Annotated in this window: 20 protein-coding genes, 2 tRNA genes and 3 rRNA genes; all 25 read right to left on the bottom strand. The window is 58.6% G+C overall.

All coding sequences use genetic code 11. The features are described 5' to 3' along the window. Positions 1 to 46: 46 nt before the first annotated feature. Positions 47 to 160: ribosomal RNA gene (gene rrf, locus KIG99_RS15210) — 5S ribosomal RNA — on the bottom strand. 105 nt (positions 161 to 265) lie between these two features. Then, positions 266 to 3,146: ribosomal RNA gene (locus KIG99_RS15205) — 23S ribosomal RNA — on the bottom strand. A gap of 206 nt (positions 3,147 to 3,352) precedes the next feature. Beyond that, positions 3,353 to 3,428 (bottom strand) — tRNA-Ala (locus tag KIG99_RS15200). A 96-nt stretch (positions 3,429 to 3,524) separates the two neighbouring features. Next, positions 3,525 to 3,601, bottom strand: a tRNA-Ile gene (locus KIG99_RS15195). Between the two features lie 62 nt (positions 3,602 to 3,663). Further along, positions 3,664 to 5,201: ribosomal RNA gene (locus tag KIG99_RS15190) — 16S ribosomal RNA — on the bottom strand. Together the 16S, 23S and 5S rRNA genes with 2 tRNA genes alongside form the textbook arrangement of a ribosomal RNA operon. A gap of 503 nt (positions 5,202 to 5,704) precedes the next feature. After that, a complete protein-coding gene (nifS, locus tag KIG99_RS15185; protein WP_226460915.1) occupies positions 5,705 to 6,913 on the bottom strand; it encodes a cysteine desulfurase NifS in 1,209 nt (402 codons plus the stop codon). A 39-nt stretch (positions 6,914 to 6,952) separates the two neighbouring features. Continuing rightward, on the bottom strand, positions 6,953 to 7,849 hold the full coding sequence (nifU, locus tag KIG99_RS15180; RefSeq protein WP_226460914.1) for a Fe-S cluster assembly protein NifU: 897 nt from the start codon (positions 7,847 to 7,849) through the stop codon (positions 6,953 to 6,955). Between the two features lie 12 nt (positions 7,850 to 7,861). Further along, a complete protein-coding gene (locus tag KIG99_RS15175; RefSeq protein ID WP_226442791.1) occupies positions 7,862 to 8,185 on the bottom strand; it encodes a HesB/IscA family protein in 324 nt (107 codons plus the stop codon). Between the two features lie 121 nt (positions 8,186 to 8,306). Next, positions 8,307 to 8,732 carry a hypothetical protein gene (locus tag KIG99_RS15170; RefSeq protein ID WP_226460913.1) on the bottom strand — a complete coding sequence of 142 codons (426 nt, stop codon included), beginning with the start codon at positions 8,730 to 8,732 and terminating at the stop codon, positions 8,307 to 8,309. Positions 8,733 to 8,762: 30 nt separating this feature from the next. Beyond that, positions 8,763 to 9,122 (bottom strand): hypothetical protein, encoded by a 360-nt coding sequence (locus KIG99_RS15165; RefSeq protein WP_226460912.1) that lies wholly within the window; start codon positions 9,120 to 9,122, stop codon positions 8,763 to 8,765. Positions 9,123 to 9,133: 11 nt separating this feature from the next. Next, positions 9,134 to 9,409 (bottom strand): ferredoxin III, nif-specific, encoded by a 276-nt coding sequence (gene fdxB / locus KIG99_RS15160; RefSeq protein WP_226442788.1) that lies wholly within the window; start codon positions 9,407 to 9,409, stop codon positions 9,134 to 9,136. 3 nt (positions 9,410 to 9,412) lie between these two features. Beyond that, positions 9,413 to 9,622, bottom strand: coding sequence for a CCE_0567 family metalloprotein (locus tag KIG99_RS15155; protein WP_226460911.1), 210 nt, complete (start codon positions 9,620 to 9,622; stop codon positions 9,413 to 9,415). Between the two features lie 50 nt (positions 9,623 to 9,672). Next, positions 9,673 to 10,122 carry a NifX-associated nitrogen fixation protein gene (locus KIG99_RS15150; RefSeq protein WP_226460910.1) on the bottom strand — a complete coding sequence of 150 codons (450 nt, stop codon included), beginning with the start codon at positions 10,120 to 10,122 and terminating at the stop codon, positions 9,673 to 9,675. Then, complete coding sequence (locus KIG99_RS15145) at positions 10,112 to 10,570, bottom strand: SoxR reducing system RseC family protein (RefSeq protein WP_226460909.1); 459 nt, start codon at positions 10,568 to 10,570, stop codon at positions 10,112 to 10,114. The genes KIG99_RS15150 and KIG99_RS15145 overlap by 11 nt, the downstream gene beginning before the upstream one ends. Positions 10,571 to 10,578: 8 nt before the next feature. Further along, positions 10,579 to 11,001 (bottom strand): NifB/NifX family molybdenum-iron cluster-binding protein, encoded by a 423-nt coding sequence (locus tag KIG99_RS15140; RefSeq protein ID WP_226460908.1) that lies wholly within the window; start codon positions 10,999 to 11,001, stop codon positions 10,579 to 10,581. 16 nt (positions 11,002 to 11,017) lie between these two features. Further along, positions 11,018 to 12,427: a nitrogenase iron-molybdenum cofactor biosynthesis protein NifN gene (gene nifN, locus KIG99_RS15135; RefSeq protein WP_226460907.1), complete on the bottom strand. Its 1,410-nt coding sequence runs from the start codon at positions 12,425 to 12,427 to the stop codon at positions 11,018 to 11,020. A 634-nt stretch (positions 12,428 to 13,061) separates the two neighbouring features. Then, entirely contained in the window at positions 13,062 to 14,462 is a 1,401-nt protein-coding gene (gene nifE, locus KIG99_RS15130) for a nitrogenase iron-molybdenum cofactor biosynthesis protein NifE (protein WP_226460906.1), read from the bottom strand. Between the two features lie 132 nt (positions 14,463 to 14,594). Further along, entirely contained in the window at positions 14,595 to 15,668 is a 1,074-nt protein-coding gene (locus KIG99_RS15125) for a ComEA family DNA-binding protein (RefSeq protein WP_226460905.1), read from the bottom strand. 183 nt (positions 15,669 to 15,851) lie between these two features. Continuing rightward, positions 15,852 to 17,174: a citrate transporter gene (locus KIG99_RS15120; RefSeq protein ID WP_226460904.1), complete on the bottom strand. Its 1,323-nt coding sequence runs from the start codon at positions 17,172 to 17,174 to the stop codon at positions 15,852 to 15,854. 69 nt (positions 17,175 to 17,243) lie between these two features. Next, a complete protein-coding gene (locus KIG99_RS15115; RefSeq protein WP_226460903.1) occupies positions 17,244 to 18,614 on the bottom strand; it encodes an NAD(P)(+) transhydrogenase (Re/Si-specific) subunit beta in 1,371 nt (456 codons plus the stop codon). 87 nt (positions 18,615 to 18,701) lie between these two features. Continuing rightward, positions 18,702 to 18,983, bottom strand: a complete 282-nt coding sequence (locus KIG99_RS15110; protein WP_210426598.1) for an NAD(P) transhydrogenase subunit alpha — start codon at positions 18,981 to 18,983, stop codon at positions 18,702 to 18,704. Beyond that, on the bottom strand, positions 18,983 to 20,110 hold the full coding sequence (locus KIG99_RS15105) for an NAD(P) transhydrogenase subunit alpha (RefSeq protein WP_226460902.1): 1,128 nt from the start codon (positions 20,108 to 20,110) through the stop codon (positions 18,983 to 18,985). The genes KIG99_RS15110 and KIG99_RS15105 overlap by 1 nt, the downstream gene beginning before the upstream one ends. Positions 20,111 to 20,115: 5 nt before the next feature. Then, complete coding sequence (locus tag KIG99_RS15100) at positions 20,116 to 20,388, bottom strand: RnfH family protein (protein ID WP_226460901.1); 273 nt, start codon at positions 20,386 to 20,388, stop codon at positions 20,116 to 20,118. Positions 20,389 to 20,400: 12 nt separating this feature from the next. Further along, on the bottom strand, positions 20,401 to 21,108 hold the full coding sequence (locus tag KIG99_RS15095) for an electron transport complex subunit E (RefSeq protein WP_226460900.1): 708 nt from the start codon (positions 21,106 to 21,108) through the stop codon (positions 20,401 to 20,403). Beyond that, the gene (locus KIG99_RS15090) at positions 21,105 to 21,719 is read right to left on the bottom strand and encodes an RnfABCDGE type electron transport complex subunit G (RefSeq protein ID WP_226460899.1); all 615 of its coding nucleotides are present in this window, start codon (positions 21,717 to 21,719) and stop codon (positions 21,105 to 21,107) included. Before KIG99_RS15090 ends, KIG99_RS15095 begins: the two co-directional genes overlap by 4 nt.

Below are 21,719 nucleotides of genomic sequence, written 5' to 3'. Positions count from 1 at the left end.
CACAAAAGCCCCGCTAGCGAGAGCTAGAGGGGCTTTTGAAATGGGAGCCTGGCGGTGACCTACTTTCGCGAGCGAAATACTCACTATCATCGGCGCTTTGCTGTTTCACGGTCCTGTTCGGGAAGGGAAGGGGTGGGTCCAGCAGGCTATTGCCGCCAAGCGTAACTTGTGTGCCTGCCGCGGATTGCGTCAGGCCAAATTGGGATAGAAGGTTGATTGTTGTGACTGCTTTATGAGTATTGCTTGCAGTGTATTACAAGGTTATAGGATCAAGCCGTACGGGCAATTAGTATCAGTTAGCTTAACGCATTACTGCGCTTCCACACCTGACCTATCAACGTCGTGGTCTTCGACGACCCTTTAAGGAGTTCAAGACTCCGGGAAATCTCATCTTAAGGCGAGTTTCACGCTTAGATGCTTTCAGCGTTTATCTCTTCCGAACATAGCTACCCGGCGATACGACTGGCGTCATAACCGGTACACCAGAGGTTCGTCCACTCCGGTCCTCTCGTACTAGGAGCAGCCCCCTTCAAATTTCCAGCGCCCACGGCAGATAGGGACCAAACTGTCTCACGACGTTTTAAACCCAGCTCACGTACCTCTTTAAATGGCGAACAGCCATACCCTTGGGACCGGCTACAGCCCCAGGATGAGATGAGCCGACATCGAGGTGCCAAACACCGCCGTCGATATGAACTCTTGGGCGGTATCAGCCTGTTATCCCCAGAGTACCTTTTATCCGTTGAGCGATGGCCCTTCCATACAGAACCACCGGATCACTATGACCTGCTTTCGCACCTGCTCGACTTGTGGGTCTCGCAGTCAAGCACGCTTTTGCCATTGCACTTTATGGACGATGTCCGACCGTCCTAAGCGTACCTTCGTACTCCTCCGTTACCTTTTGGGAGGAGACCGCCCCAGTCAAACTGCCCACCATGCACGGTCCCCGATCCGGATTCACGGATCAAGGTTAGAACCTCAAATAAATCAGGGTGGTATTTCAAGGTTGGCTCCACCGAAACTAGCGTCCCGGTTTCACAGCCTCCCACCTATCCTACACAGACCGATTCAAAGTCCAATGCAAAGCTACAGTAAAGGTTCATGGGGTCTTTCCGTCTTGCCGCGGGGAGATTGCATCTTCACAAACATTTCAACTTCGCTGAGTCTCAGGAGGAGACAGTGTGGCCATCGTTACGCCATTCGTGCAGGTCGGAACTTACCCGACAAGGAATTTCGCTACCTTAGGACCGTTATAGTTACGGCCGCCGTTTACCGGGGCTTCGATCAAGAGCTTGCACCCCATCACTTAACCTTCCGGCACCGGGCAGGCGTCACACCCTATACGTCCACTTTCGTGTTTGCAGAGTGCTGTGTTTTTATTAAACAGTCGCAGCCACCATTTCACTGCAACCCCATCGGGCTTTCGTCGCGAGGACTTATACCCTACCGGGGCACACCTTCTCCCGAAGTTACGGTGTTAATTTGCCGAGTTCCTTCTCCTGAGTTCTCTCAAGCGCCTTAGAATTTTCATCCTGCCCACCTGTGTCGGTTTGCGGTACGGTCAATTCTAGACTGAAGCTTAGTGGCTTTTCCTGGAAGCTTGGTATCAATCACTTCAGCACCGTAGTGCCTCGTCGTCACGCCTCAGATAATTCCCCCGGATTTGCCTAAGGGACACTCCTACACGCTTAAACCACCTATTCCAACAGATGGCTGACCTAACCTTCTCCGTCCCCACATCGCATCTAGAATCGGTACAGGAATATTGACCTGTTTCCCATCGACTACGCATTTCTGCCTCGCCTTAGGGGCCGACTCACCCTACGCCGATGAACGTTGCGTAGGAAACCTTGGGCTTTCGGCGAGGGAGCTTTTCACTCCCTTTATCGCTACTCATGTCAGCATTCGCACTTCTGATATCTCCAGCAACCTTCTCAAGTCACCTTCACAGACCTACAGAACGCTCCCCTACCATATCTTTCGATATCCGCAGCTTCGGTGCACAGTTTGAGCCCCGTTACATCTTCCGCGCAGGACGACTCGACTAGTGAGCTATTACGCTTTCTTTAAAGGATGGCTGCTTCTAAGCCAACCTCCTAGCTGTCTATGCCTTCCCACTTCGTTTCCCACTTAACTGTGTCTTGGGGACCTTAGCTGGCGGTCTGGGTTGTTTCCCTCTTGACAATGGACGTTAGCACCCACTGTCTGTCTGCCACACTCGCACTCAACGGTATTCAGAGTTTGCCATGGTTTGGTAAGTCGCGATGACCCCCTAGCCATAACAGTGCTTTACCCCCGTTGGTGATATGTGACGCACTACCTAAATAGTTTTCGGGGAGAACCAGCTATTTCCGGATTTGTTTAGCCTTTCACCCCTATCCACAGCTCATCCCCTAATTTTTCAACATTAGTGGGTTCGGACCTCCAGTACCTGTTACGGCACCTTCATCCTGGCCATGGATAGATCATCCGGTTTCGGGTCTACGCCGTGCTACTAAACGCCCTTATCAGACTCGCTTTCGCTACGCCTCCCCTATTCGGTTAAGCTCGCAACACAACGTAAGTCGCTGACCCATTATACAAAAGGTACGCAGTCACCGAACAAGTCGGCTCCCACTGTTTGTATGCATGCGGTTTCAGGATCTATTTCACTCCCCTCCCGGGGTTCTTTTCGCCTTTCCCTCACGGTACTAGTTCACTATCGGTCGATCACGAGTATTTAGCCTTGGAGGATGGTCCCCCCATGTTCAGACAAGGTTTCACGTGCCCCGCCCTACTTTTCGCTAACTTAGTACCACGGATTGGTTTTCATGTACGGGGCTATCACCCACTACGGCCGGACTTTCCATTCCGTTCCATTAACCATTCCGCTATCACTAGCAGGCTGCTCCCCGTTCGCTCGCCACTACTTGGGGAATCTCGGTTGATTTATTTTCCTCCGGCTACTTAGATGTTTCAGTTCACCGGGTTCGCCTCCCTGACCTATGTATTCAGTCAGGGATACCTCATAAGAGGTGGGTTTCCCCATTCGGATATCGGGGGATCAAAGCTTCATTGCCAGCTCCCCCCCGCTTTTCGCAGGCTTGCACGTCCTTCATCGCCTGTGATCGCCAAGGCATCCACCACATGCACTTAGTCGCTTGATCCTATAACCTTGTACTCTCTTAGCGAGAGCGGCTACAGGCAAACTCATATTTGTGCTGTATCGTCCGAAGACGTTACAGATGCAATCACAACGCATCACCCATGCCTCATCAGCACGAGTGACACAACCTTCTTCCAATTTGTTAAAGAGCGTAGCAATTGATTCCTCAAAAGCTAAAGATAAACATCTCTGCTTATCTTTAGGTTCTGGTGGAGGATAACGGGATCGAACCGTTGACCCCCTGCTTGCAAAGCAGGTGCTCTCCCAGCTGAGCTAATCCCCCGTTAAGCTTCGCATTACGTCGTTGCTCAACATCTTGCATACAGGTGTATGCGGCGATGTCTCGCGCCTCGTACTGCTCGCTTACTTGATTTGACGTTGGTGGGTCTGGTTGGAATCGAACCAACGACCCCCGCCTTATCAAGACGGTGCTCTAACCGACTGAGCTACAGACCCTCGTCTGTTTGCTACTCATTGAACAACCGATAGGTTGTGGGTGCCAGTGATGCTTTCTCTAGAAAGGAGGTGATCCAGCCGCAGGTTCCCCTACGGCTACCTTGTTACGACTTCACCCCAGTCACGAACCCCGCCGTGGTAAGCGCCCCCCTTGCGGTTAGGCTACCTACTTCTGGCGGAACCCGCTCCCATGGTGTGACGGGCGGTGTGTACAAGACCCGGGAACGTATTCACCGTGACATGCTGATCCACGATTACTAGCGATTCCGACTTCACGCAGGCGAGTTGCAGCCTACGATCCGGACTACGATCGGCTTTCTGGGATTAGCTCCACCTCGCGGCTTGGCAACCCTTTGTACCGACCATTGTATGACGTGTGAAGCCCTACCCATAAGGGCCATGAGGACTTGACGTCATCCCCACCTTCCTCCGGTTTGTCACCGGCAGTCTCGTTAAAGTGCCCAACTAAATGATGGCAATTAACGACAAGGGTTGCGCTCGTTGCGGGACTTAACCCAACATCTCACGACACGAGCTGACGACAGCCATGCAGCACCTGTGTTCCAGTTCCCTTTCGGGCACTCCCAAATCTCTTCAGGATCCTGAACATGTCAAGGGTAGGTAAGGTTTTTCGCGTTGCATCGAATTAATCCACATCATCCACCGCTTGTGCGGGTCCCCGTCAATTCCTTTGAGTTTTAACCTTGCGGCCGTACTCCCCAGGCGGTCAACTTCACGCGTTAGCTCCGGTACTAAATGGTTTTACCCACCCAACACCTAGTTGACATCGTTTAGGGCGTGGACTACCAGGGTATCTAATCCTGTTTGCTCCCCACGCTTTCGTGCATGAGCGTCAGTATTGGCCCAGGGGGCTGCCTTCGCCATCGGTGTTCCTCCACATCTCTACGCATTTCACTGCTACACGTGGAATTCCACCCCCCTCTGCCATACTCTAGCCTTCCAGTCACAAGCGCAGTTCCCAGGTTGAGCCCGGGGATTTCACGCCTGTCTTAAAAAACCGCCTGCGCACGCTTTACGCCCAGTAATTCCGATTAACGCTCGCACCCTACGTATTACCGCGGCTGCTGGCACGTAGTTAGCCGGTGCTTCTTATTCCGGTACTGTCATCCACACCAGGTATTAACTGATGCGATTTCCTCCCGGCCGAAAGAGCTTTACAACCCGAAGGCCTTCTTCACTCACGCGGCATGGCTGGATCAGGGTTGCCCCCATTGTCCAAAATTCCCCACTGCTGCCTCCCGTAGGAGTCTGGACCGTGTCTCAGTTCCAGTGTGGCGGATCATCCTCTCAGACCCGCTACAGATCGTCGCCTTGGTGAGCCTTTACCTCACCAACTAGCTAATCTGATATCGGCCGCTCAAAGAGCACAAGGTCTTGCGATCCCCTGCTTTCCCCCTCAGGGTATATGCGGTATTAGCGTAACTTTCGCTACGTTATCCCCCACTCAATGGTACGTTCCGATACATTACTCACCCGTTCGCCACTCGCCACCAGGATTGCTCCCGTGCTGCCGTTCGACTTGCATGTGTAAGGCATGCCGCCAGCGTTCAATCTGAGCCAGGATCAAACTCTTCAGTTCAATCCAACATTACTACTCACAATTCACTGACGGTAGAATTTAACTTCTACCTCGATGGATCTCTCCATCCGTGTGATTGCCTTTAATACTTTTGTGTGACCTAAGTCACTAGCATCAAGGCACCCACACCTATCGGTTGTTCAAATTGTTAAAGATCATTTCCACCGCGCCGTCTCGTTAAATCCGTCAGCAGCAGAGAAGCGAGATTATGAAGAACTTCAGCTAAACCGTCAAGCAAAATTTGAAATCTTTTTTCGCTCAACCTGCCAAAACTCAAACCACCACTTCTTCCCCTCACCGCCCGTAGAACCAAGCGCTGCAAGGAGGGGCGCATTATATAGAACTTCAAACCAAGGTCAATACTGTTTTCGAAATTAATTCAATTCGTCCCTTTTCGGCCGCTTTTGGCGCCTCCCCCAACTTAACCAGTCTGTAGACAAAAAAGGGCCCCGGAATCGCTTCCGGGGCCAACCGAGGTTACTGCTGAGAGAGAACGGCTGCCGTCAGGCGTAAGTCGGAGCGAAGGCGGCCTCGGGATTAGCCACCGGACCCTTGTCACTCCAGTACGGGGAAAGTTTGCGCAGCTGGGCGACGATGGGCGGGACTTCCGCGATCACCCGGTCGATTTCCGCTTCGGTGTTGTAACGCGACAGCGAGAAACGGATCGTGCCATGGGCGGCGGTGTATGGAATACCCATCGCCCGCATCACATGCGAAGGCTCGAGCGAGCCGGAAGTACAGGCGGAACCCGAACTGCCGGCAATGCCCACCTTGTTGAGCAGCATCAGAATGCCTTCACCCTCGATGTACTCGAAGGCGATATTGCAGGTATTGGGCAGGCGGTTCGAGACATCACCGGTCGGGAAACAATGCGTGATCTGGCTGAGCAGGCCTTTTTCCAGCTTGTCGCGCAGACGCTTGACCGTGGTGTTCTCTTCTTCCATATGCTGCATCGCCAATTCACAGGCAACACCAAGGCCGACGATGGAGGCCGAGTTTTCGGTGCCAGCCCGGCGACCACGCTCCTGATGACCACCCCGCAGCAGCGGACGGAAGCGGCAACCACGCCGCAGATAAAGGACGCCTATCCCCTTAGGCGCATGCAGCTTGTGGCCAGAGAGAGAGAGCATGTCGATCCTGGTGTTCTTCAGATCGATGGGAATCTTGCCAACGGCCTGCACGGCATCGGTGTGGAACATGATGCCTTTGGCACTGGCCAGTTCGGCCATTTCTTCCACCGGGAAAATCGTACCAGTCTCATTATTGGCCCACATCACGGAAACGATGGCGACACGGTCGTTCAACAGCGACTTGTATTCGTCGATGTCGATCCGCCCCTTCTTGTCCACCTTGAGCTTGTGGACGATATAACCTTCCTTCTCCAGCCATTCGCACAGCGTCAGGATGGCTGGATGCTCGACATTGGTCGTAATGACCGTATTGCGGTCCGGTTGCGCCTTGAGCGCAGAGAGAATCGCAGTCGAGTCGGACTCGGTGCCACAGGAAGTAAAGATGATTTCCGAGTCGTGTTCGGCACCGAGCAGCGCCTGAATCTGACCGCGGGCTTTCTTTAGCGCCTTACCGACTTCACTGCCAAAGGCGTGAATCGACGACGCGTTACCGAAATGCTCGGTGAAGAAAGGAAGCATGGCTTCCACGACGGCGGGATCGCAGCGCGTCGTGGCGTTGTTGTCGAGATAGATCGGTTCCATGGCGCAGTCCTTTGGTTTCTCTGTCGGGATTGGGGATTCTTACGCGTCGACCGGCATGTGCGAGGACGGCAGGACCTGCACGAGTTCGCCCAGCGTTTCGATCATCTTCTGCTGAATGCCGCCCAGGGTGGCCGCTTCCATCATGCAGCCGGAACAGGCGCCCTTCAGATGCACATAGATCTTCTTGCCCTGCACGTCGGCCAGCTCGACGTCACCGTGGTCGCGCTGCAGCATCGGACGGACCGACTCCAGCACTTCCTGAATCTTGGCGATCTTCTCGACAATCGACAGCTTCTTGGCTGGCGGCTTCGGCGCTTCCGGCGTCGCCGGGCAAGCCGGCGGCGGCGAGACTTCGCCCGGACCGGCCCGCTCGGCCATCACCTTGGCGAGGATTTCCTCGATACCTTCATGGCAGGCAGCACAACCACCGCCGGCCTTGGTATAGAAAGTGACCTCTTCAACCGTATTCAGGTTGTTGGCCTTGACCACGTCTTCGATCATCACCGCATCGATCGCAAAGCACTTGCAGATCAGGGCGCCTTCTTCGTGATCGTCGGACCACTCTTCGCCACGGTAGTTGGCGATGGCAGCCTGCAGGGCTTCACGCCCCATCACCGAACAGTGCATCTTTTCCGGCGGCAGGCCATCGAGATAGTCGGCGATGTTCTGATTCGACACTTCAAGTGCCTGGTCCAGGGTCATGCCCTTGATGATTTCGGTCAGCGCCGAGGAAGAGGCAATGGCCGAACCGCAGCCGAAAGTCTGGAAGTGCGCATCCTGGATGATCTCGGTTTCCGGATCGACCTTGAGCATCAGGCGCAGCGCATCGCCGCACTGGATGGAACCGACGTCGCCGATGCCGTTGGCTTCTTCAAGCGGACCGGAGTTGCGCGGGTTGAAGAAGTGTTCGCGAACCTTGTCAGAGTATTCCCACATGTTGTCTGCTCCTTAAACCGAGAACGAGGAGCCGCAGGAACACTGGGCGCTGGCGTTGGGGTTGTCGAATTTGAAACCGGTATGGGTCAGGGTGTCGATGAAATCGACCGTGACGTTGTCGATCATCGGCATGGTCATCGGATCGACCAGCAGCTTGACGCCGTCGATTTCCAGCTCCCAGTCATCCTCGGCCTTCTCGGCTTCGAGCTTCATGCCATATTGCAGGCCGGAGCAGCCACCACCCGAAATAACCAGGCGCAGGCCGATAACCGGCGTTTCAGAACCACGAATAAAGCGTTGTACGGCTTTAACGGCAGCGGGGGTCAGATTGATCATGGCGTTTCTCCCAGAGTAGATGGACTATTCATTGCAAGCCCTGTGCCATACCGGGAAAAACGTATAAACAATTGAATCTATTGATTTGTTGTAACACGTAGCTTTGTCGCTTTTGCGACAATCAACCCAAAAGATGTTCGTAAGCGCGTCGCAACAATTCGCGCTCGACCAAAGGCAGGCGGCGCGCCTCGGTAATGGCGATGAATTTTCCACCCTGCTTTTCCGCCGCCTCGAACGGCGGATCGATGCTGGTGCAGGCGGCCAGCAACACAGCCTGATCACCTTGCGGCGTATCAACCCAGACACAGAATTCGGCAACCGGCTCAAGCCCGCCTTCGGGTAGACCAAGCTGCTTCTCGGCGGCACGCAACGCGGCAGTCGGATGAAACTGCAGCGTCGGCGAGTAAGACTCGTCGCGCAGGACCGCCTGCTCCGGCAAAGGAGAAAAAGCGAGCACACTGTCGCCGAGCGTCATGAAGCGAACCCGGGCACTGGTGCTTTGCTTGTGCAGGATGATCAGGCGAGGCAATTCAGAGGTTTCGCTCATATATATATGCAGCTCCAGGATAAATACGGATCAAGCGGCAAACGCGGCAATCACCGGATCGCCTTTCAGCGCACCGGCACGGCCCCAGACCTGGACGGCCTCGACATAATGACCAGGCAGCGCCGGATGCGGCAACAGCACTTGATACTCGGCAAACACCCGACCATCCGGGAACAGGGTCACCGTGCCGTAGCGCGCCTTGCCGCGCCAGGTGCCGACCAGGCTGCGCTCCCCGGAATAGGGGTCAGCCTGTTCGACAAAGGCGGCCTCGGCCCAGACCGGCTCATCGCCGATCTCGAGGCCGAGTTTTTCCACCTGCCGGCGAATCGCCTGGCAGAGCTCACTACCGAGAACCGGGTCCGGTCTGACCGGACCACTGGCGTTCGGCATGCCGCTCAAACTCAGGCAGCCATCGGCGCGTAGGTGTAGCAGAGCTTCGGGCAGACGCGGTTGCAGGCGCCGCAGCCGATGCAGTCGTTGGCATCCTTGATGCTCATCTTGGCCGCTGCGCTTTCGTCTTCGTCGTCATCGGCATCGGAATCGATCAGGTCGAGCACGTCGCGCGGACAGACCTTGTAGCAACGGCCGCAGCCGATGCACTTCTCCTGATTGATGGCGGTGACGAACTCGGGAACCCAGGCATCGCCGCCACGGGTAAGAGCAGTGTAGGAACTCATGATTTAACCTTTCTGAATGGCTGCCAGTTTGGCATTGGCTTTCGCCCATGCCGCGCAGGCGTCGAACGTGGATTGGGCGATGCCCGGGATTTCGAGATAACCGGCGGGCAGACGATCCTCAACCAGATCGTGCATTTGCGATGCCCACTCGGACGCAATGCGTTTGAGCTTTTTGACTTCCTTGTCCAAGTTTTTGATTTCTTCCTCGGTCAAGCTAACCTCCCTGTGACGACGATTTTGACGATAAAAAGAGTGTCGACCGCTCAGAGCCCGGCGACATCGGGGTATTGCCCGATCCGCTCGAGGGCGATACCGAGCAGCTTGTCGGCTTCGTCCTTCATCTTGGACAGGCTCGGGAAGCCGAAGCGATGTACGTCGCGCAGCGTCTTTTCAACGGCAACCAGCTTGCCGACAGTGATGATCGAACGACCAAAGCCTTCGTGCGTCAGATGGACGAGGGGCACGGCGAGCAGCTTGCATTCCTTCTCGATCAATACGGCAATCGCGTTGTAGAAAGCCTTGACGCGCGAAATGGTCTCGTCGTCCGGATCGCCGATCAGCGGGATGCCGGCCTTGCGTTCCTTGGTCAGGATGTAGGGATCGAGGATCTTTTCGACCGTCCAGCCCGTATAGGTACCGTAGGTGTCCAGGGCGCGCATCTGGCGAGCCATTTCCTTGACGAAGTCGGTTTCGAAGATCGGATCAGTGCTCATGGTGAAACTCCTGTTGTGAAACATTTGAATGACTGGATAGGGAAATCAGCTGCGGCGTCGGCAGCAAACCGGGAATCAGGCCGATCGCAACGCGGGAAATGACGAGCGCCCCGAGAAAGCCGGCTATGGCACCGAGTGCCGTGGCGGCATCGCTACCGTCGAGCGTCGCGCCGAGTCCGGCGCCGAGCAGCATGGCGAAAGCGGGAAAGAGATAGCCGAGCAAGGCAGAAAGCGTCAGGCGGCTTTGCGGCAGAACAATGCTGACCGCGTCGCCAACCCGCAGATCCGGCCCGGCCGGCAGGGTCAGCAAGGTTGCCGCCCGCCCGCTCGCCATCTTGCCGATGCCGCAGGAGCCGCCCTGACCGCAGGACGAACAACCCGCGGTTTCCATGGCGACGATTGCCTGATCGGCGTCGATGCGCTGGACGATGCCGCGATGTTCGATCATGCCGGCACTCATCCCTGCCAACCCTCTTCTTCCATGCTGGCGAAGCGGTCCTCGGTCTTCTTGGCTTGCAGGGCGACGGCGCGATCCACCCAGGCCACGCCACCTTCGTTCATCGCCTTGGAAATCTCGCCCAGCAGGTCGTCGACCGCATCGACCTCATTGGTGCGGATCGGCTGAATCCCCTTGGCCATCAGCTTCTTGATCGCCGAAGCACCGATCGCCATGACGTAGACCGCAGCACAACCTTCGAGGAAATCGACCTTGGCGATCAACTTGTCCTCGTTGCCGTCCATGGCCTCCTCGGCGAACTCGCCAACCCCGACCAGGGTCGCCTTGTCGGGCGTCACCTCGTAGATGGCGAAGGCTTCGGCGGCACCGAAGTGCTGATTGACGCGCAGGCGGTCGGTGGATGCAAACGCAACCTTGATCATGGCAGCAGGCTCCTGCTTAGTGGACCAGACCAGCTGCAGACGACGCGATGACATGTTGTTTGCCGGAACCGCAGTTGTCGCGGTCGTCGGCCCAGTAGCTTGATCGATAGGGTTCGGGTTCATGGTGTTGCCCCAGCATCAGGTTGGCGAGATCGAAAAGGGCTTGCCGCGTACCGCGGTAACCCACCCAGGTGCGGGCATAACCGCCCACGTGGTCGTACTGCGGGAAGCCCGCACGCAGCAGCGGCAGGCCGAGACGGTGCGCGGTATCGACGGCGTGCGAGTTGGCGATAACCAACTGCGCACCGGCTGCCCGCGCCTGCTTTTCCATGTCTTCGAGATCGCCGACGATGACTTTCCCGATCGGCAGCGACGCCAGGCTTTCGTGCTTGGCCGGACTCACCGCGCTGACGATTTCGGCGCCCATGCTGGTCAGGAAGCGCACCTGCATGCCGAGCAGGTCGGGATCGGCGGCCAGCGCGATGCGCGCGAAACCGATCATGAAATGGCTGTCGACCATGGCGTCCTGCAACTGGGCGCGGTGGCGTTCGATTTTTTCCGGCACCGGTTTGCCGGAAATGTCGGCCAGCGCCTGCGTGAAGGCATCGCAATCGTCGAGACCCATCAGGCCATCGAAACGGAAGTCGGGCACGCCAGTACGTTCCTTCAGGATATTGGCCGCCTTGCCGAGCGAGGGGCCGATCACCAGCGTAGCGGTCGACTCGCCCATGGACTCGATTTCCGTGCGCGGCGTACCGCCTATGGTCAGCGACGAGGTTTCCGCCTCGACCAGGTGGCCGTCCAGCGAATCGCCGATATCCGGCACGACGACCGGGCGCAGGCCGAAAGCCTCGACCCAGTCCTTGATCGCCTCGATATCGCCCGGCGTCAGCATTGCCGAAGCCAGCACATTGACCTGCTTCGGCCGCTTGCCAACGCAACTGCTCGGCGGCACCAGCGTCTGGATCAGCGACTCGATGGCCAGCGCGTAGCCGCTTTCCAGGCAACCGACATAGTCCGGCGTATTGACCGGGACCACGGCGACATGCGCGAACTCGGGATGCGCGGCGCGGAATTCCTTGACCGAGCGCAGGATGTCGGTGCCCTGCGTTTCCGACAAACCGGTGGTGACCAGGCCGATGATGTCCGGCTTGCTCTTGTCGGACAGCGTCGCCAGGGCTTCGATGATGTTCTCGTCGGCGCCCATGATGGTCGACACCTGATCCATCGCCGTCGTCTGCAGCGGAATCGGCTCGCGGAAATGGCGCACGAAAAACACCTTGCCGAAAGCGGTACACCCCTGCGAGCCATGCATCAGCGGCAGGCTGCGGTTAAGCCCGAGAAAGGCGAGCGAAGCGCCGATCGGCTGGCTGACCTTGAGAGGATTGACCGCCAGCGCCTTCTTGGATTGGATGATTTCGGCCATTTGGACATCGTCCTGATGAGATTGCCTTCATCCGAGCAAGGAACGCGCCAAGGAGTGATTTCATTTAAAAACAACAATTTGCAACAAGATCACACTGTCACAAAACCGACAATGGCACTTCGCCATAAACACGAAGCACGACAATCACGAAGCCATATGACGAGGTTCAGCCCTGCCTACTGCGTTACTTGAGCAGCATCGGCATACCTGTGCGTTCAGCCCATGCCGAAAATCGGCCTTTTCCCCGGTCGACCGCTACAAGGCAGGAAATGCGGGAACATGACGGAAGGCTCACCCCGTATCCGCGGCAAAACTGCTGCCGCCCCGCTCGCCATCGGCGAATTCACCATGACTACCTACGCATGGCAGGAACAGTAAGCCTATCGGGGAAGACTGAGACCGCCGGTTAGACGGTCGGCCACATCGCCTTTTCACCAGTTGAAGATCAGATGGCAGCGCGAACGGCACGATCTCGGTCCGCTGTCGATCCGCCCGGACGGTAGCGCCAGGGCATCGGCAAGACGCAGCGTGCCGGCCGAATTCGTGTCTGCGCGGAAGTTGACCGGTAGCTTGCCGCCACGCGATCACCCTTCACCCAGGCTGCAACGCGCCCGGCGAATGACGCCTGGCGTCGTCAGGCGGTGAGCACAGCGCCTGAGACAGCTCCCTTGGCCCACGGCGCGGGTTTGCGCACCGCGGCCCAGACCGGGCTTTCCATCGACAGCGCCAGCTGGCGGGCGAGTTCGACCATGCCGCTGTAGCCGGCGTAGCCGAATTCGCGCTCCTGGTTGATGTCGAGGAAGGGAATGCGTGCCTTCAAGGCGGTGTAGAGATTGCGCCCGCCGGCGATCAGGATGTCGGCCTTGTACTCGTGATAGGTCGAGAGCAGCGCCTTGGGGCTGCCGTCGTCGATCATCTTGGTGTCTTCGCCCATCAGTTCGCGGATGCGTGCCTTGTCTTCTTCGGTCGATTTCTTGGTGCCGGTGGCGACTACCTTCATGCCCAGATCCTGCAGCGCGGACACGATGGACCACGACTTGACGCCGCCGGTATAGAGCAGGACGCGCTTGTCTTTCAGGCGCACGCGCCAGGCATCGAGCTCGGCATTGGACTTGGCTTCTTCGCGGGCAATGACGGCTTCGGTACGCGCCATGAGGTCGGGGTCGCCGATCAACTTCGCAAAATCGCGCAGCGCGTTGGAAACGTCGGCGACGCCATAGAAACTGCCTTCGAAGAAGGGAATACCGAAGTCGTCCTGCATCTTGCGCGCCACGTTGAGCAGCGCCTTGGCACAGACCACCATGTTCACCTTGGCGCGGTGCATGGTCTGCACTTCATGGAAGCGCGCATCGCCGGACAAGGTGCACAGGATGCGCAGGCCCAGCTCATCGAAGAGCGGCGCGACATTCCAGAATTCGCCGGCGATGTTGTATTCGCCGATCAGATTGACGTCGTAGGTTGGCAGACCATCGGCACGCGGTGCAGCCGGCGTCGGTTCGGCAGTGCCGATGACATGCTTGAACATGGCTTCGCCGGCCAGGCGGTTGCCGAGATTCTTGGTGCCATAGAAGCCGGCCGCATCGACCGGAATCACCGGCGTGCCCCAGCGCGCCGAAGCATCGCGGCAGACGGCTTCGATATCGTCGCCGATCAGCGCCGTGACGCAGGTGTTGTAGATGAAGACGGCCTTGGGCGCGTAACTGTCGATCGCCTGCTTGATCGCATGGAACAGGCGCTTTTCGCTACGCCCCATGACGACGTCAGTTTCCGACAAATCAGTGGTCATGCCGATCTTGTACAGCGTCACGCCGCTTGAGCGCGTACCGCGGTTATCCCAGGAGGAACCGGCGCAGGCGATCGGGCCATGCACGATGTGCGCGACGTCGGCGATCGGCAGCAGCGCGATCTGCGCCCCGTCGAAGGAACAGCCGCCTGCCGTCGCCCCCGGCTTGGGCTTGGCGCAGCCGGACTTTTCCTTGGTATTGTGGGTACAGGCGGGCTCGTCGAGCAGGGCTTGGATTTCGCTGGCTTTCATGCTGTTCTCCAGAGGTTCTGGATAACATTTAGCAAGACGGGTGCCACCCTCAATTCATTGTTTTAAAACAAAAAACAAAGGCCGGAACTTGTCATCAATACGACAAGCCCCGGCCCGTACGACAAAAACCCCTTACAGAACCAGCTGATCGCGCAGCTTGGCCAGCATCTTCGGCCCCATGCCCTTGGCCTTGCACACTTCTTCAAGGCTGGCGAACGGACGCGCCGCGACGATCGCGCGCGCGACGCTGGGCGGCAGACCCTTGACCGCGGCCAATTCTGCCTCGCTGGCGGTGTTGACCGATACGCCCCTGGCTTCGCTCTTGGCCGCAGCCTTCTTGGCGGCCTTGGCTGCCTTGCCCGGTTTAGCTACCTTGCCTGACTTGGCCGACTTGTCCGCCTCGGCCGCAGTTTCCTTGGCGGCCTCGGCGACCGGCACCTTCTTGGTGGCAGCGGGCTTGACCTTTTCGGCAGGAACAACCGCAACAGCCACCGGCGCCGCAAGCGCAGCGATATTGCGGTAATCGCGGGTTACATAACCGGCCGGCGTCCATTCGCGCAGCATCACGGTCAGCGCCGCGCCAGCAAGCGGCAACGCGGCCGGCACGCTGAACTGACAGGCCGACCACTGCTCGCCACCCGCCAGGGTACCAAGAATGACCGTCGCCACCGGCACGCCCACCCAGCTGCCGCCGGCGTAGGGAGCGTCGAGCGCCCAGACTTCGAGCGACAAGGTACCGCTCAGATTGTCGGCAGCGCGCGGGTTGCCGATCGCATCGATGTTCAGTTCGGCAACTCCATCAGCCAGCGCGCAGGAAACATTGCCTTCGAGCAGCGGCTGGAAAAAGCGCTCGCGCACCGGGTAGACCGCCAGGTCACGCAGCTCGGCCTGACCGTCGGCCACAAAAGCAACCAGCGCCAGAGCCAGCGCCTGATCGGCCGTCCCGGCCGGCAGCATGGCTGCGCACTCGGCATTCACCAGCACACCGCCGGCAACCGGCCAGACCGCCTGCTCGGCCAGCTTGACCCCGCACAAACCATCGAAGAAACCGGCTTCACTGGCCCACAACTGCAGCGCCCAATTGGCACCCGCCGTCAGATCGGCATCGGAAAAACTTACTTCGGCATTGAGATGCACGAAATCGCCAGCGAAACGGTAACCATGGTTGTCACCGATACGGGTCATGCAGCTGGATACATTAGTCATGAAAACGGCCTACTCAGCGGATAAAAAGGCGCGCATTATAGAATTGATTTTTCTTTTTTTATCATATAGTTAGTTAATATTTTTACGCACAATCATGGTGCAAAAACAGAGCACTTTTTGTCATAAACCCGACATAAAAAAGGGGCTCCGCAGAGCCCCTTCGTGATTCGGACAACAGCCGGATCAGTGAGCGACCGGTGCCTCGACAGCAGCCGGCGCCGGAACGGCAACCGCCTTGTGCGGCTGATCAGGATGCCAACCGAGGACCGCCAGCATGAAGAAGAAGCCGACAACGTAAGCCACCGTCACGTGCCAGCCATGCTTCAGCCACTGGGCGGCCGACTTGGCTTCCGGGAACATGCTGGAGAGAGCGACACCGGCCGACGAGCCGAACCACAGCATCGAACCGCCGAAACCGACCGCGTAGGCCAGGAAGCCCCAGTCGAAACCACCTTGGCGCAGCGCCAACGCGGTCAGCGGGATATTGTCGAAGACAGCGGAAACAAAGCCCAGGGTCAGGGCCGACTGCCACGAGGCCGGCGGCAAGGCCTCAACCGGCATCATCGAAGCGCAGGTAACGAGGGACAACAGGAAGACCGAGCCCTTGATGGTATCCGGCAGGAGTTCCCAGTCATGACGACGCACCGGAATGGTCAGGATGATGGCCGTCCAGACGGCAACCCCGATGAAAGGGAAGGCGTCGGCCATGCTCGGGAATTTCACGTTGATCGTGACATTGGCAATGATCGCGAAAGCCAGCATCAGGAAGACAATAAAAATGCGCCCCCAATCGACATGGGTTCCGGCATGGGCGTTCTTGAGGATGGGCGAATAAGCATGCTGCTGCTTGGCGGCAAAGTAACCGGTAATCAGCAGCGCCACACCGGCTGCAGTGTAAGCATGCACGACCGCTGCTGGGCTGATGCCGTCGATCCACATCATGGTTGTCGTCGTATCACCGACCACCGAACCCGAGCCGCCGGCATTGGAAGCCGCCACGATGGCAGCCAGATAGCCTACATGTACCTTGCCCTTGAACAACTGGTGTGCCATGGCGCCGCCGATCAGGGCGGCGGCAATGTTGTCGAGGAAGCTGGAAATCACGAAGACCATGACCAGCAGCACGAAGCCGCCCTTCCAGTCGTTCGGCAGGAATTTCGGCAGGATGACCGGCACGTGGCTCTTCTCGAAATGCCGGGCGAGCAGCGCAAAACCGGTGAGCAGGCAGAACAGGTTGGCCAGCGTCACCCATTCATGCCCGAGATGGCCGAAGAAGCCGGCGATGCCGAGGCCCGTCTTGAAGCCGGTGAAGACGATCTTGTACAGGCTGATCGTCGCCAGGCCGGTCAGGGCAACGTACAGCGTGGCGTTATGGAAGAGCGCCACGCCGAGCAGGGTCAGCGCGAAAAGAATGAAGTCGACCGGGATGCCGCCCACCATCGGCAGCGTGTCGGCCGCCTGGGCGAGTGACGGAAAAAGGACGAGCAGGGGCAACAAACGGTACATGGCTGAAAATTCCACAAAATGAAAATCTGTAAAAAGCCCGGCAGAGCCGGGCTTTTCGGGAGGCATGGCTTAGCCCATGGCCTTCAGTTGCTGGATGATCTCCCCGGCCATCGGCTGGGCATCACCGTAGAGCATGCGGCAATTGTCGGTGTAGAACAGGGCGTTTTCAACTCCGGAATAACCCGTACCCTTGCCGCGCTTGATGACGATCACGTTCTGCGCCTTGTCGGCATCGAGAATCGGCATGCCGTAGATCGGGCTGGTCTTGTCGGTACGCGCGCTCGGGTTGACCACGTCGTTGGCACCGATGATCAGCGCCACGTCGGTCTGGCCGAACTCGCCGTTGATTTCTTCAAGGTCGAGAATCTTGTCGTAAGGCACGCCGGCTTCGGCGAGCAGCACGTTCATATGACCCGGCATCCGTCCGGCCACCGGATGGATGGCGAACTTCACCTCGACCCCAGCCTCTTCCAGGATCTCGGTCATTTCCCAGACTTTGTGCTGCGCATGCGCCACCGCCATGCCGTAACCCGGCACGATGATGACTTTGCTGGCATAGCGCATCATCGCCGCCGCATCGAGCGCCGACAGTTCCTTCATCGTGCCGGTGATCGCCTCGCCGGGACCGCTGGCCACCATCGGCGTGAAGAGGATGTTGGTGAGCGGACGGTTCATCGCCTTGGCCATGAGCTGAGTGAGCAGCGTGCCGGCCGCACCGACCACGATGCCGGCAATGATCAGCGCCGGGTTGCCCAGCACGTAGCCTTCGAAACCGACCGCCAGGCCGGTGAAGGCATTGAACAGCGAGATCACCACCGGCATGTCGGCGCCGCCGATCGGCAGCGTGACGATCAGGCCAAGCACCAGGGCAACCGCGAAGAAGCCGAAGATCAGCTCCGGCTGGGCCGGGGCCATGACGACCATGGCGGCACCGAGAGCGATGGCGACCAAAGCCAGCACGACATTGACCGCATTCTGGGCCGGCAGGCGATGCGCTTTTTTGAGCACGCCCTGCAGCTTGGCCCAGGCCACGCAGGAGCCGGTGAAGGAAACCGCACCGATCAGCGCACCGACCACTGCCAGGATGGTGGTGACCACGCTGTGCGCATCGCCCTTGGCGAACTCGATGGCGGCAATCGCGGCGGCCGCGCCGCCGCCCATGCCGTTGTAGATGGCGACCATCTGCGGCATGTCGGTCATCTTGACCTTCTTGCCGGAGATCCAGGCCACCGCACCGCCGAGCACGAGGGCCAGGGCCATCAGCGCCAGGTTCTGCAGACCGGGAATCAGGAAGGTCGCAGCAATCGCCAGCAGCATGCCGTAACCGGCGATGACGATCCCCTTGCGGGCGGAAGCCGGCGAGCCCATGCCCTTGAGACCGAAAATGAAAAGCAGTGCGCCGACGTACCAGGCGCCTTGAACGTAGATAGGCAGCGTCATAGCCAAGCCTCCTGCCGGGCAGTCCCAAGGGAGGCTTGCGCCCCCTCGGGGGGCAGCGAACGAAGTGAGCGTGTGGGGCTAATCATTTCAAGCCTCCTTCTTCTTGAACATGGCGAGCATGCGCTCGGTGACCACGTAGCCACCGGCCGCGTTGGCTGCACCGAGGGCGACGGCGAAGAAGCCGATGGCCTGCTGCACCGGCGTGTCAGCCGTGCCCAGCATGAGCATGGCGCCGACCACGACCACGCCGTGCACGAAGTTGGACCCGGACATCAGCGGCGTGTGCAGGATGACCGGCACCTTGGCGATGATCTCGTAGCCGGTGAAGGCTGCGAGCGTGAAGATATATAAAGCGAGCAAACCGTCCATCATGCGTCTCCCAAAACCTGCTTCACGGTGGCGTGCACCGTTGCGCCGTCCTTGCAGAGCAAGGTGCCAGCGACCACTTCATCGCTCCAGTCGAACTCGAGCTTGCCGTCCTTGATCCACGGCGACAGGAAGTTGTAGAGGTTCTTGGCGTACAGCTCGGAGGCATGCGTCGGCATGCGCGACGGCAGGTTGAGCGGACCATGGATATTGACGTCGTTGGCGACGACATGTTCGCCAGGCTGGGTCAGCGCACAGTTGCCGCCCGATTCGGCGGCCATGTCGACGACGATGGCGCCGTATTTCATGCGTTTGATCATGTCGACCGTAATGATCACCGGCGCCTTCTTGCCGGGGATCGCTGCCGTGGTGATCACGACATCGGCCATTTCAACGGCCTTGGCCAGCTTTTCGGCCTGCTGCGCCTTTTCCTCGGCGGAAAGTTCGCGCGCATAACCGCCGGCGCCGTCAGCCGAAACGCCAGTATCGACGAACTTGGCGCCGAGCGATTCGATCTGTTCCTTGGCTGCGGCCCGCACGTCGTAGGCTTCAACCATCGCGCCGAGGCGCTTGCAGGTGGCGATCGCCTGCAGACCGGCAACGCCGGCCCCGATCACCAGCACGCGCGCCGGCCGGATGGTGCCGGCCGCCGTGGTCAGCATCGGGAAGAATTTGGTACAACGCGCCGCGGCGATCAGGCCGCACTGGTAGCCGGCACAGGCGCCCTGGCTGGACAGCGCGTCCATGCTCTGGGCGCGCGAAATGCGCGGCAGCAGTTCAAGCGAGAAGGCGGTGATCTTGCGGGCATTGAGCGCCGCCAGTCGAGCCTTGTCCTCGAAGGGTTTGAGCAGACCGATCAGCACCGCACCTTCGGGGATTTCTGCAATTTCCTCGAGGGTGGGGGGGGTCACGCGCAAAATCAGGTCGGCGCCGCGGTAGATTCCCTGCACGCCCTGGCTGAAAGTGGCCCCTTCATAGGTCGAATCCATGAAGTGGCTTTCCAGCCCCAGCGTATTCTCGAGGACGAATTTCGCCCCCAAGGCCTGGAATTTCTTGGCCGTTTCCGGCACAACTGCGACGCGATGTTCTCCCGGTGCGCTTTCGCGCACCACACCGATAGTTAAAGACATAGTGTTTATTCTTCTTCGTTCGTGTCCCGACGTGGGACGGTTTCCGGATCGGCGATGATCGGCCGGTAAATTTCGATACGGTCGCCCGGTTTTAGGGCGGCCTCCAACTTTACCAGACGACCGAACACACCGACTTTCTGAGTTGCCAAATCAATGTGCGGAAACTGCTTGAGCACACCCGAACGTTCGATCCCTTCTGCAACGGTCGACTCGTCCGGAACCTCGATATTCAACCAGATCTGCTGTCCTGGTTCTGAATAAGCAATGCCGATCTGCATTTTCTTCTCCCTTTAAGCAACAAGCGGTGCTGCACCACCACTTGCATTCTTTGCCCGCGCCTCTGCCCGCTGCTCCATGACCCGCTTGCCGGCAAGCAGGAAGCCGAGCACGGCAAAAGCGCCCGGCGGCAGGATCATCAGCAGGGCACCACCGTAACCCGGCAGTTTCATTTCGAGGAACGCGAAAGACGGACCGAGCAGGTTCGAAGCCTGCGCAAACAAGGTGCCCGAACCGAGAAACTCGCGGATCAGGCCGATCAGGGTCAGGGCGCCGGTGAAACCCAGGCCCATCGCCAGACCATCGACCGCCGAGGCGAACACACCGTTCTTGACGGCGTAGGCTTCGGCGCGGCCGAGAATGGCGCAATTGACCACGATCAGCGCGATGAACAGGCCGAGCACCTTGTAAAGATCGTGCATCCAGGCATTCATGACCATATCGACGACAGTCACCAGCGTGGCAATCAACACCACGAACACTGGAATCCGCACCTGCGAACTGACCGTGTGCCGGATCATCGAGACCAGGATATTGGAGACCACCAGCACCGCCGTGGTCGCCAGTCCCATGCCGAGACCGTTGGTCCCGCTCGTCGTCACCGCCATGGTCGGGCACAGGGCGAGCATCTGCGAGAACACCACGTTCTGTTCCCACAGGCCGTCCTTGATGATGCTGCCGTAGTTTTCCCCCTGGGGGACTTCTTTCAGGGCGTCACTCATGATTTGTCTCCGAGAATTTCCTTGCGATGCGCGGCGTAGAAATCCAGCCCGCCCTTGACCGCCTTGACCACGGCCCGCGGCGTGATGGTGGCGCCGGCGAACTGGTCGAAGATGCCGCCGTCCTTCTTGACCGCCCATTTCTCGGGCGCCGGATTGCCCAGCGACTTGCCGTCGAAGTCCTTGATCCACGGCGCCTTGGAGAGCTCGATCTTGTCGCCCAGACCCGGCGTTTCGGCATGCTTGAGCACGCGCGCGCCGAGCATTTTTCCATCAGCATCGACCGCCATCAGGATGACGATATCGGCGGCATAGCCACGTTCGGCCACCTTGAAAATTGCCCCCTTGACCACCCCACCCTGGCGGGCACGGTAAATGGTGACGGTTTTGCCCTTGTTTTCGAGGTCGACCGTATCGTGCAGAAAATCGTTGTCGGCAAAGCCTTGCGGCAGCACTTCGGCCAGCGAGTCGCGCAAATCCTTGGCTTCGGCCGCGGCGATGGCGCCGGCGGTGGATTCCGAGACCCAGGCCAGGGCGCCGCTGGCCAGCAGCGCAAAGACGCCGAGCAGGACGGGCTGGTAACCCAGTTTTTCACGTATCGATGCAAATCCCAT

The organism is Quatrionicoccus australiensis (assembly GCF_020510425.1).
Classification (GTDB): Bacteria; Pseudomonadota; Gammaproteobacteria; order Burkholderiales; family Rhodocyclaceae; genus Azonexus; species Azonexus australiensis_A.
This window is presented reverse-complemented; position numbering and strand designations above follow the sequence as displayed.

What these genes read in the sequence shown, in the direction of transcription:
- nifS (WP_226460915.1), bottom strand. Translation starts at nt 6,913, where the DNA reads ATGGAACCGATCTATCTCGACAACAACGCCACGACGCGCTGCGATCCC.
- nifU (WP_226460914.1), bottom strand. Translation starts at nt 7,849, where the DNA reads ATGTGGGAATACTCTGACAAGGTTCGCGAACACTTCTTCAACCCGCGC.
- KIG99_RS15175 (WP_226442791.1), bottom strand. Translation starts at nt 8,185, where the DNA reads ATGATCAATCTGACCCCCGCTGCCGTTAAAGCCGTACAACGCTTTATT.
- KIG99_RS15170 (WP_226460913.1), bottom strand. Translation starts at nt 8,732, where the DNA reads ATGAGCGAAACCTCTGAATTGCCTCGCCTGATCATCCTGCACAAGCAA.
- KIG99_RS15165 (WP_226460912.1), bottom strand. Translation starts at nt 9,122, where the DNA reads ATGCCGAACGCCAGTGGTCCGGTCAGACCGGACCCGGTTCTCGGTAGT.
- fdxB (WP_226442788.1), bottom strand. Translation starts at nt 9,409, where the DNA reads ATGAGTTCCTACACTGCTCTTACCCGTGGCGGCGATGCCTGGGTTCCC.
- KIG99_RS15150 (WP_226460910.1), bottom strand. Translation starts at nt 10,122, where the DNA reads ATGAGCACTGATCCGATCTTCGAAACCGACTTCGTCAAGGAAATGGCT.
- KIG99_RS15145 (WP_226460909.1), bottom strand. Translation starts at nt 10,570, where the DNA reads ATGATCGAACATCGCGGCATCGTCCAGCGCATCGACGCCGATCAGGCA.
- KIG99_RS15140 (WP_226460908.1), bottom strand. Translation starts at nt 11,001, where the DNA reads ATGATCAAGGTTGCGTTTGCATCCACCGACCGCCTGCGCGTCAATCAG.
- nifN (WP_226460907.1), bottom strand. Translation starts at nt 12,427, where the DNA reads ATGGCCGAAATCATCCAATCCAAGAAGGCGCTGGCGGTCAATCCTCTC.
- nifE (WP_226460906.1), bottom strand. Translation starts at nt 14,462, where the DNA reads ATGAAAGCCAGCGAAATCCAAGCCCTGCTCGACGAGCCCGCCTGTACC.
- KIG99_RS15125 (WP_226460905.1), bottom strand. Translation starts at nt 15,668, where the DNA reads ATGACTAATGTATCCAGCTGCATGACCCGTATCGGTGACAACCATGGT.
- KIG99_RS15120 (WP_226460904.1), bottom strand. Translation starts at nt 17,174, where the DNA reads ATGTACCGTTTGTTGCCCCTGCTCGTCCTTTTTCCGTCACTCGCCCAG.
- KIG99_RS15115 (WP_226460903.1), bottom strand. Translation starts at nt 18,614, where the DNA reads ATGACGCTGCCTATCTACGTTCAAGGCGCCTGGTACGTCGGCGCACTG.
- KIG99_RS15110 (WP_210426598.1), bottom strand. Translation starts at nt 18,983, where the DNA reads ATGGACGGTTTGCTCGCTTTATATATCTTCACGCTCGCAGCCTTCACC.
- KIG99_RS15105 (WP_226460902.1), bottom strand. Translation starts at nt 20,110, where the DNA reads ATGTCTTTAACTATCGGTGTGGTGCGCGAAAGCGCACCGGGAGAACAT.
- KIG99_RS15100 (WP_226460901.1), bottom strand. Translation starts at nt 20,388, where the DNA reads ATGCAGATCGGCATTGCTTATTCAGAACCAGGACAGCAGATCTGGTTG.
- KIG99_RS15095 (WP_226460900.1), bottom strand. Translation starts at nt 21,108, where the DNA reads ATGAGTGACGCCCTGAAAGAAGTCCCCCAGGGGGAAAACTACGGCAGC.
- KIG99_RS15090 (WP_226460899.1), bottom strand. Translation starts at nt 21,719, where the DNA reads ATGGGATTTGCATCGATACGTGAAAAACTGGGTTACCAGCCCGTCCTG.